Raw genomic sequence first — 9,880 nt, forward strand, 5'->3', positions numbered from 1 at the left:
CAAAGGAGAGGGAAGAATGATGAATACCAACATGGACAAGCTGTATGAGGCGGTCGAGGCCCGGGGCCCGGTGTGCGTGGGCCTGGATACCGACTTTTCCTACCTGCCCGAGACGTTCGTGGACAAGACCCTGTCCAGGGGGGAGAACATCGTCCGGTTCAACAAGGCCCTGATCGAGGCCACCAAGGCGGTGGCGGGCTGCTACAAGGTGCAGATCGCCTATTATGAGGCCCTGGGCCTGGACGGGCTGCGGGCCTACGCCCAGACCCTGCAGGCCGTGCGGGAGGCCGGCGTGCCGGTCATTGCGGACATCAAGCGGGGCGACATCGCCAAGACCGCCGAGATGTATGCCATCGGCCACTTTACGGGGGACTTTGAGGCGGACTTCGTCACCCTGGCCCCCTACATGGGCCTGGATTCCATCAGCCCCTACCTGCCCTATGCGGAAAAGCAGGGCAAGGGCCTGTTCGTGCTCTGCCGCACCTCCAACGGCGGCGCCAAGGACTTTGAATACGAGAAGCTGGCCGACGGCCGCCACGTCTACGACCTGGTGGGGGACAAGCTGAACGCCCTGGGCAAGGACTACATGGGCCGGCACGGCTATTCGTCCATCGGCCTGGTGATCGGGGGCACCCACATCGAGGAGGCCGCCGAGATCCGCGCCCGCTACAAGGACAGCTTCTTCCTCATCCCCGGCTACGGCGCCCAGGGCGGCAAGGCCGAGGACATCGCACAGTACCTCAACCAGGGCAACGGCGGCACCGTCAACTCCAGCCGGGGCATCCTGCTGGCCTACAAAAAGCAGCCCGGCACGGCCTTTGACGAGGCGGCCTACAACGAGTGTGTGGATATGAAGGAGGCCATCGCCCATGCGTGCAGCCTGCTGTGAAGCCCAGGTGCTGCGCCACACCGCCATCCAGCCGGACATCCGGCTGCTGGAGGTGCTCTGGCCTGACCCGGCCCACGCCCCCCATGCGGGGCAGTTCTTCACCCTGCGCAGCTGGGGCGCCGGGGAAGGGCCGTTCCTGTCCCGGCCCATCAGCGTCCACAAGTGGGAGAGCGAGACGCTGACCGTCTCCTTCCTCTACCAGCTGGTGGGGGGGGAGGGCACCCGGAAGCTGGCCGCCCTCCAGCCCGGGGACCGCTTGCAGCTGACGGGGCCGATGGGCAACGGCTTTGACCTGCCCGCCCTGGCGGCGCAGTACCGGCGCATCGCCCTGGTGGGAGGCGGCATCGGCACCGCGCCCATGTACCAGACCGCCCGGGAGCTGGCCGCTTTGGGCATCCGGCCGGATGTGTTTTTCGGCTTCCGGGACCAGCCCTACTGCATGGAGCCCTACCGCGCCCTGGCGGGTGTGGTGAAGGTGTCCACCGACAGCGGCCGGGTGGGGTTCCACGGCTTTGTCACCCAGCTGTATGACCCGGCGGACTACGACCTGGTGCTGATCTGCGGGCCGACGCCCATGATGCGGAACGCCGCCCGCCTGTGCGCGGAGAAGGGCACCCCCTGTCTGGTCAGCCTGGAAAAGAAGATGGCCTGCGGCATCGGGGCCTGCCTGGGCTGCACCATTGAGACGGCGGCCGGGGCCAAAAGCGTGTGTAAGGACGGCCCGGTCTTTTGGGGAACGGAGGTGTTTGGATGGCAGACCTGACAACGGAACTGCTGGGCTTCCGGATGAACAGCCCGGTCATTGGCGCTTCGGGCACGGTGGGCTACGGCGTGGAATACGAGGACCTGGCCGACTTTGGCAAGATCGGCGGGATCTCGGGCAAGGGGCTGACTTTGCACGGCCAGTTCGGCAACAAGGGCGAGCGGCTGTGGGAGACCCCCTCGGGGCTGATCAACAGCATCGGGCTGCAAAATCCCGGCGTGCAGCACTTCATCGAAGTGGAGCTGCCCGAGATGCTGGCCCTGAAAGCGGCCTACGGCACGGTGGTCATCGCGAACCTTGGCGGCCACAGTGAGGAAGAATACGTGGAGGGCGCGGCCCTTCTGGACGGCAGCGCCGTGGACATCGTGGAGCTGAACATCAGCTGCCCCAACGTCAAGCAGGGGGGGATGGCCTACGGGGTCAAGGCCGAGGCCGCAGGGGAAGTGGTGCGGATGGTGCGCCAGGTGTGCAAAAAGCCCCTGATGGTCAAGCTCAGCCCCCAGGCCGAGAACATCCCCGCGATGTGCCGGGCGGTGGAACAGGCCGGGGCCGACGCCATCAGCCTGACCAACACCTTCCAGGCCTGCGCCATCGACCTGGAAAAGCGCCGCCCCGTCTTTGACAACATCTTCGCGGGCCTGTCCGGCCCGGCGGTGCGTCCCATCGCGCTGCGGATGGTCTGGCAGGCCGTGGGGGCCGTGCAGATCCCGGTGGTGGGCCTGGGCGGCATCGCCACCGGCCGCGACGCGCTGGAGTTCATCATGGCGGGCGCCGCCGCCGTGCAGGTGGGGGCCGCCAACTTTGCAAACCCCCGCGCCATGGAGACGGTGGCCTGCGAGATGGCCGCGTGGATGGACGCCCACGGGGTGTCCACCCTCGACGAGATCCGGGGCTGTGCCCGCTGATCATGCCGAAAAGAATGCATATATAAACCAAAACTGAAATATCGCGAATAAAGTTGCATTTTCGACATCTGCGTGTTACAATACCGTGAGACGCACCTATTTGGTTTGAAGACAAGGGAGAACGACAATGAGTGAAGCGATCGAGATTTTGAAGAGCTGTGACGCATTTCTGGAAGGCCACTTCCTGCTGTCCTCGGGGCGGCATTCCAGCGCCTACTGCCAGATGGCCTATCTGCAGCAGTACCCCGACCGGTGCGCCGAGGTGATGGCCCCGGTGGCGGCCAGGATCAGGGAGCTGGGGGCGGACGTCATCGTGGGGCCTGCCATGGGCGGCATCGTCTACGCCTATGAGCTGGCCCGCCAGACCGGGCTGCGTGCCATCTTCACCGAGCGGGTGGACAATGTGATGACCCTGAAGCGGTTCGCCATCCATCCGGGCGAGAAGTGCATCATCGCGGAGGACGTGGTGACCACCGGCATCTCCTCCCTGGAGACCAAGCGTGCCATCGAGGAGGCCGGCGGCATCTGCCTGGGCATCACCTGCGTGGTGGACCGCACCAAGCCCGAGGCGCCCTCTCCCATCCCCATCCTGGCCAGCGCCCTCAAGCTGGACCTGCCCAACTACGCTCCCGAGGAGTGTCCCCTGTGCAAGGAGGGCAAGCTGCCCCTGGTGCACCTGGGCAGCCGGAAGATGAGCCAGCAGGCCAAGCAGACCCTGTAAGTCCTGCGCAAGATAAAACGAGGGAACGCAATGAACGCATATCTTCTTTTGGCAAACGGGATGGTGTTTGCGGGCCGTTCGGTGGGCGCTGCGGGCGTCACGGTGGGCGAGGTGGTCTTTGCCACCGGCATGGTGGGCTTTGAGGAGACCCTGACCGACCCCAGCTACTACGGCCAGATCATCACCCAGACCTACCCGCTGATCGGCAACTATGGGATGAACCGCTGGGACATGGAGTCGCAGCGGGTGTGGGCCCGGGGCTACATCGTCCGGGAGGCCTGCACCACCCCCTCCAACTGGCGCAGCGAGGAGACGCTGGACAGCTTTTTGAAGCGGAACGGGATCATCGGCATCGAGGGCATCGACACGCGGCGTCTGACCCGGATCATCCGGGAGAGCGGCGTCATGAACGGCGCCATCCTGACCGAGTTCGACCCCGCCGACCCGGCCAACGCCGGCCGCACCCAGGCGCTGCTGGACGAGGTGCGGGCCTATGCCGTCACCGATGCGGTCAAGAACGTCACCTGCACCCAGCCCCAGGTGCACAACCCCCAGGGCAGCCCCCACATCGTGCTGATGGATTACGGCTGCAAGCGGAACATCGTCCGCTGCCTGGTGCGCCGGGGCTGCAAGGTGACGGTGATGCCCGCCTTCTCCACCGCGGAGGAGGTGGCCGCCCTGGCCCCCGACGGCATCATGCTGTCCAACGGCCCCGGGGACCCCGCCGAGCCGGTGCAGGCCATCGAGAACCTGCGCCGGATCTTCGAGCTGAACATCCCCACCTTCGGCATCTGCCTGGGCCATCAGCTGTCCGCCCTGGCGGCCGGCGCCAAGACCACCAAGCTCAAGTACGGGCACCGGGGCGCCAACCAGCCGGTCACCGACTTTGCCAGCGGGCGCACCTTCATCACCAGCCAGAACCACGGCTATGCGGTGGTGGGGGACCAGCTGCCCGCCGAGATGGGCGCGGTGGCCCAGGTCAACGCCAACGACGGCACCTGCGAGGGCATCCAGTACAAGAAATGGAATTGCTTCACCGTCCAGTTCCACCCGGAAGCGAACGGCGGCCCCAAGGACACCGAGTTTTTGTTCGACCGCTTCCTGACCAACGTAAAGAACGCAAAGGAGGCGCGCTGATATGCCCAAGGACCCCAGAATCAAAAAGGTACTGGTGATCGGCTCGGGGCCCATCATCATCGGCCAGGCGGCTGAGTTCGACTATTCGGGCACCCAGGCCTGCCGGGCCCTCAAGGCGGAGGGGATCGAGACGGTCCTGCTCAACTCCAACCCCGCCACCATCATGACCGACCCCGACGTGGCCGACCACGTCTACATCGAGCCCATGACCCTGGAGGTGGTGGAGCGGATCCTGGACATCGAGAAGCCCGACTCGGTGCTGCCCAACCTGGGCGGCCAGATGGGCCTGAACCTGTCCATGGAGCTGGCCCGCAGCGGCTATCTGGACCGCACCGGCATCCGGCTTCTGGCCTGCAAGCCCGAGACCATCGACCGGGCCGAGGACCGGGAGCTGTTCAAGGAGACGATGGAGAAGCTGCACCAGCCCATCATCCCCTCGGAGGTGGTGGAGACGCTGGAGGACGCGCTGGCCTGCGCCGACCGCATCGGCTACCCGGTCATCGTGCGGCCCGCCTTCACCATGGGCGGCACCGGCGGCGGCATCTGCGAGAACAAGGCCAAGCTGATCGAGATCGGCACCAACGGCCTGCGTCTTTCCCCCATCCATCAGATCCTGGTGGAAAAGTGCATCGCCGGCTGGAAAGAGATCGAGTATGAGGTGATGCGGGACCACAAGGGGAACGTCATCACCGTCTGCAACATGGAGAACCTGGACCCTGTGGGCATCCACACCGGCGACTCGGTGGTGGTGGCCCCCAGCCAGACCCTGAGCGACCACGAATACCAGATGCTGCGCACCGCGGCGCTGGACATCATCACCGAGCTGGGGATCGAGGGCGGCTGCAACTGCCAGTTTGCCCTCAAGCCGGACAGCTTCGACTACGCGGTCATCGAGGTCAACCCCCGTGTGTCCCGCTCGTCGGCCCTGGCCTCCAAGGCCACCGGCTATCCCATCGCCAAGGTGGCCACCAAGATCGCCATCGGCTACACCCTGGACGAGATCACCAACGACGTCACCGGCAAGACCTGCGCCTGCTTTGAGCCGGCTCTGGACTACATCGTGGTCAAGTACCCCAAGTGGCCCTTCGACAAGTTCGTCTATGCGGACAAGTCCCTGGGCACCCAGATGATGGCCACCGGCGAGGTGATGAGCATCGGCAACAGCTTCGAGGCCGCCATGATGAAGGCCGTCTCCTCCATCGAGCTGGGGATGGACACCCTGACCCACAAGCCCTTTGAGGAGCTGAGCGACCAGGAGATCATCTCCCACCTGTATGTGCAGGATTCCGAGCGGGTGTTCTGCGTCTACGAGGCTCTCAAGCGGGGCATCGACCACCAGACCATCTACAACATCACCAAGATCGACTGGTGGTTTTTGGACAAGATGCAGCACCTGGCCAACCTGGAGAACGGCCTGGCCCGCTGCAATGGCCAGCTGAGCGAGGAGCAGTACAAGGAGGCCAAGAAGTACGGCTTCCAGGACAAGACCATCCGCCGGCTGGCCGGGGTGGAGAAGCTGCCCGTCGAGGATTACCGGGCCGGCTTCAAGATGGTGGATACCTGCGCCGCCGAGTTCTCGGCCAACACCCCCTATTTCTACTCCACCTACGACGGGGACAACGAGGCCGCGGCCTTCATCGAGGAGAAGGAGGCGGGCCGGCCCCACAAAAAGCGGGTGCTGGTGTTCGGCTCGGGCCCCATCCGGATCGGACAGGGCATCGAGTTCGACTACTGCTCGGTGCACTGCGTCTGGACGCTGAAAAAGCACGGCTGTGAGGCCATCCTGGTCAACAACAACCCCGAGACGGTGTCCACCGACTTTGACACCGGCGACCGGCTCTACTTCGACCCCCTGACCCCCGAGAGCGTGGACAACATCATCGCCACCGAAAAGCCGGACGGGTGCGTGGTGCAGTTTGGCGGCCAGACCGCCATCAAGCTGGCCAAGCACATGGACGAGATCGGCCTGCCCATCCTGGGCACCCCGGCGGACGCCATCGATGAGGCCGAGGACCGGGAGCGGTTCGACGAGCTGCTGGAGCGCTGCGGCATCCCCCGCGCCCCCGGCCGCACCGTCTTTACCCTGGAGGAGGCCCTGGCCGCCGCCGAGGAGATCGGCCTGCCGGTCCTGATGCGCCCGTCCTATGTGCTGGGCGGTCAGAACATGATCGTGGCCTACACCCGGGAGGACGTCATCGAGTATATGGGCGTCATCACCGAGCACGTGGACATGGATCACCCGGTGCTGCTGGATAAGTACATCCAGGGCATCGAGTGCGAGGTGGACGCCATCTGCGACGGCACCGACTACCTGATCCCCGGCATCATGGAGCAGGTGGAGCGGACCGGTGTCCACTCGGGCGACTCGATCTGCGTCTACCCGGCGCAGCACCTGTCCCAGAGCATCATCGACACCATGGTGGACTACACCGGCCGGTTTGCCCGGGAGCTGAAGGTGGTGGGCCTGGTCAACGTCCAGTACGCCGTGTCGGACGGCAAGGTGTACGTCATCGAGGTCAACCCCCGGTCGTCCCGCACCGTGCCCTATATCTCCAAGGTCACCGGCGTGCCCATGGTGGACCTGGCGGTCCGCTGCTGTCTGGGCGAAAAGCTGGCCGACATGGGCTACGGCACCGGACTGCACCCCAACGCCCCCTATGTGGCGGTCAAGGTGCCGGTGTTCAGCTTTGAGAAGCTCCACGGGGTGGATACCCAGTTCGGCCCCGAGATGAAGTCCACCGGCGAGGTGCTGGGCATCGCGCCCAACTACCACGACGCCCTGCTCAAGGGCCTCATCGGCGCGGGCTATACCTTCAAGACCCCCGGCCCCGCCAGCTGCTGCATCTTCACCGTCAAGGACAGCGACAAGCCCGAGTTCGTGGACATCGCCTGGAAGCTCAAGAGCATGGGCTACAAGCTGTACGGCACCTCGGGCACCTGCGCCTGGCTGAACAAGCACATGGTGCCCTGCAACGAGGTGCGCAATATGTCGGGCGAGTCGCCCAACATCGTGGACCTGCTCCAGAGCGGTCTGGTGGACTATGTCTTTTCCACCAGCGCCCGGGGCCGCGACCCCCACAGGGACTCGGTCCGCCTGCGCCGCAAGGCCGTCGAACTGAGCATCCCCTGCATCACCGCGGTGGATACGGCCAATGCACTGGTCAACTGCCTGCGCAGCGAGCACAGCCTGAAGGACGTTCCCCTGGTGGATATTGCCACGCTGTATCAGGGGAAATGACGGTTCGTGTGTAAATTGATACGTTTCGTGTGAAGAATCTCGCGATGAGCGCCAGTCTTTGCTATACTCTACCGCGTGCAAAAAATGCAAGAGAGCGTAAAATTTGAGAGGCACGCCAGATATTTCAATCTGGACGAAATCTCTTGTATATAACAGGTTGTTCTAGGAGGAAAGAAAGATATGACCCGTTCCCAGATGATCGAGACCGTTGCCCGCAAGACGGGCTTCCCCGAGAGCCAGGTGGAAATGACGATGGACGCCATGTTCGACCAGATCGCAGAGTGCCTGCGGGCCGACGAGAAGGTCACCATTGCCGGCTTTGGCCGCTTTGAGATGCGTCCGCGCAAGCCCAAGGCTTACACCAACCCCAAGACCAAGGTGTCCAGCCGCCTGGAGTCCACCTCCATCCCCGGCTTCAAGGCCAGCGGCCGCTTCAAGCAGAAGCTGGAGGCCGCCCGGCAGGCCGCCGCTGCGGAGAACAAGTCTCTGGAGGAGACTGCATAACGCTTTCGATCCATACGCAGGCCGGACGCCAACAGGCGCCCGGCTTGTTTTTTGGCCCGGGGCTGACAAGCTGTCCCTGCCGTGCTATACTGATAAATAAGAAAGCCCAATGACCCAGAACAGAACGGAGTGAACCATGCGTTACAGCGAATTGCAGTGCAGCGAGGCCATCCACCAGGCAGTGGAGCGGATGGGCTTTGATGAAATGACCGAGATCCAGGAAAAGGTGATCCCCCTGATGATGGCGGGCCGGGACGTGATCGCCAAGGCGCCCACCGGCACCGGCAAGACCTGTGCCTTTGGGATCCCGGTGGCCGAACAGATCCGGCCGGACCAAAAGCAGCCCCAGGCGGTGATCCTGGCCCCCACCCGGGAGCTGGCCCAGCAGATCGCGGGGGATATGGAGGACCTGACCCACTTTATGCCCGGCGTGCAGGTGGCCTGCGTCTACGGGGGCGCCAATATGGAAAAGCAGGCCCGCCGTCTGGCGGAGGGCTGCCAGATCGTGGTGGCGACCCCCGGCCGGCTGATGGACCATTACAGGCACCACAACATCGACCTGTCCGGCGTCGTGCAGGTGGTGCTGGACGAAGCGGACGAGATGCTGAACATGGGCTTTTATAAGGACGTGCGCCACATCATCGACCTGATGAAGAACCGCAGGTCCCTGTCCATGTTCTCGGCCACCATCAGCCGCGAGGTGATGGACATCGGCTGGCTGTATCAGCGGGATGCCGAGGAGATCACCGTGCAGCCCCGGGAGGAAAGCCAGCCCAAGATCACCCAGTATATGCTGGAGACCTCGGGCCGCAACAAGCTGTCCGACCTGGCCCAGCTCATCATCGGGGAGGGGTACAAGCGGGTGATGGTGTTCTGCGACACCAAGTTCGCCACCGCCACCCTGGCCAACCAGCTGGCCCGGCTGGGCTTTTCGGTGGACTGCCTTCACGGAGACCTGTCCCAGAAGGACCGCAACCGGATCATGCAGAGTTTCCGGGACGGCAAGGTATCGGTGCTGGTGGCCACCGACGTGGCGGCCCGCGGCATCGATGTGTCGGACGTGGACGCGGTGATCAATTACGACGTCCCCTCGGACAACGAGCACTATACCCACCGCATCGGCCGCACCGGCCGGGCCAAAAAGGAGGGGGTCAGCTACCTGTTCTATATGCCCGACGAGAAAAAGCGGGTGGATGAGCTGCTGCGGATGACCCGCAACACCGAGCTGTGCCTGCCGGTCCACTTCGACTTCAACCATGAGCGCATCGTGGTGGAGGAGAAAAAGGACGCCGGGGATAAGTTCCAGATCCGGAGCTACTTTTAAATAAAGGAAGGGGCGTGCCCCGTCACCCCATCCGCCGCACAGAATAAGAGAAATAAGGCTGGATACCGCGTGTATCCGGCTTTTTTGCATCCGGAGAGGAAAGCAGAAGAAAAGTCTGTCTTTTTTTGCAAAAAAGGGTTGACAAAAGCCCCCGGGTGTAGTATTATATTCGAGCGCTCCACGGGGCGCCCACAAAACGCAAAAGAGCTTGCGAAAAGCTTCAAAAAAGAGCTTGACAAGCAAAGACGGATGTGGTAAAATAAACAGGTCGCCGGTCGAGAGACAGCGCGGCGCAGGACCTTGAAAATTGAACAATATCGAATACTTGTAACGGAACCTTTAAAGTGTTGGAAACACTTAAAATTCCAAAAAGTAATTCACAGGACGCAAGCGATTGCG

The 9,880-nt window shown here is 63.5% G+C and carries 8 protein-coding genes; all 8 read left to right on the plus strand.

Going from position 1 to position 9,880, the window contains the following annotated elements; all coding sequences use genetic code 11:
- The first annotated feature begins 16 nt into the window (after positions 1–16).
- The gene (gene pyrF / locus B5G12_RS11610) at positions 17–889 is read left to right on the plus strand and encodes an orotidine-5'-phosphate decarboxylase (RefSeq protein ID WP_242956026.1); all 873 of its coding nucleotides are present in this window, start codon (positions 17–19) and stop codon (positions 887–889) included.
- Complete coding sequence (locus B5G12_RS11615; RefSeq protein WP_087325009.1) at positions 870–1,652, plus strand: dihydroorotate dehydrogenase electron transfer subunit; 783 nt, start codon at positions 870–872, stop codon at positions 1,650–1,652. Before pyrF ends, B5G12_RS11615 begins: the two co-directional genes overlap by 20 nt.
- A complete protein-coding gene (locus tag B5G12_RS11620) occupies positions 1,640–2,557 on the plus strand; it encodes a dihydroorotate dehydrogenase (protein WP_087232987.1) in 918 nt (305 codons plus the stop codon). Before B5G12_RS11615 ends, B5G12_RS11620 begins: the two co-directional genes overlap by 13 nt.
- 127 nt (positions 2,558–2,684) lie before the next feature.
- Positions 2,685–3,278: an orotate phosphoribosyltransferase gene (gene pyrE / locus B5G12_RS11625; protein WP_087325010.1), complete on the plus strand. Its 594-nt coding sequence runs from the start codon at positions 2,685–2,687 to the stop codon at positions 3,276–3,278.
- Between the two features lie 30 nt (positions 3,279–3,308).
- On the plus strand, positions 3,309–4,415 hold the full coding sequence (locus B5G12_RS11630; protein ID WP_087325011.1) for a carbamoyl phosphate synthase small subunit: 1,107 nt from the start codon (positions 3,309–3,311) through the stop codon (positions 4,413–4,415).
- Position 4,416: 1 nt separating this feature from the next.
- Positions 4,417–7,653, plus strand: a complete 3,237-nt coding sequence (gene carB, locus B5G12_RS11635; protein WP_087325012.1) for a carbamoyl-phosphate synthase large subunit — start codon at positions 4,417–4,419, stop codon at positions 7,651–7,653.
- A 180-nt stretch (positions 7,654–7,833) separates the two neighbouring features.
- The gene (locus B5G12_RS11640) at positions 7,834–8,157 is read left to right on the plus strand and encodes an HU family DNA-binding protein (protein ID WP_087232999.1); all 324 of its coding nucleotides are present in this window, start codon (positions 7,834–7,836) and stop codon (positions 8,155–8,157) included.
- A 136-nt stretch (positions 8,158–8,293) separates the two neighbouring features.
- Entirely contained in the window at positions 8,294–9,481 is a 1,188-nt protein-coding gene (locus B5G12_RS11645) for a DEAD/DEAH box helicase (RefSeq protein WP_087325013.1), read from the plus strand.
- The last annotated feature ends 399 nt before the right edge of the window (positions 9,482–9,880 follow it).

The organism is Faecalibacterium sp. An58 (genome assembly GCF_002161515.1).
Classification (GTDB): domain Bacteria; phylum Bacillota; class Clostridia; order Oscillospirales; family Ruminococcaceae; genus Faecalibacterium; species Faecalibacterium avium.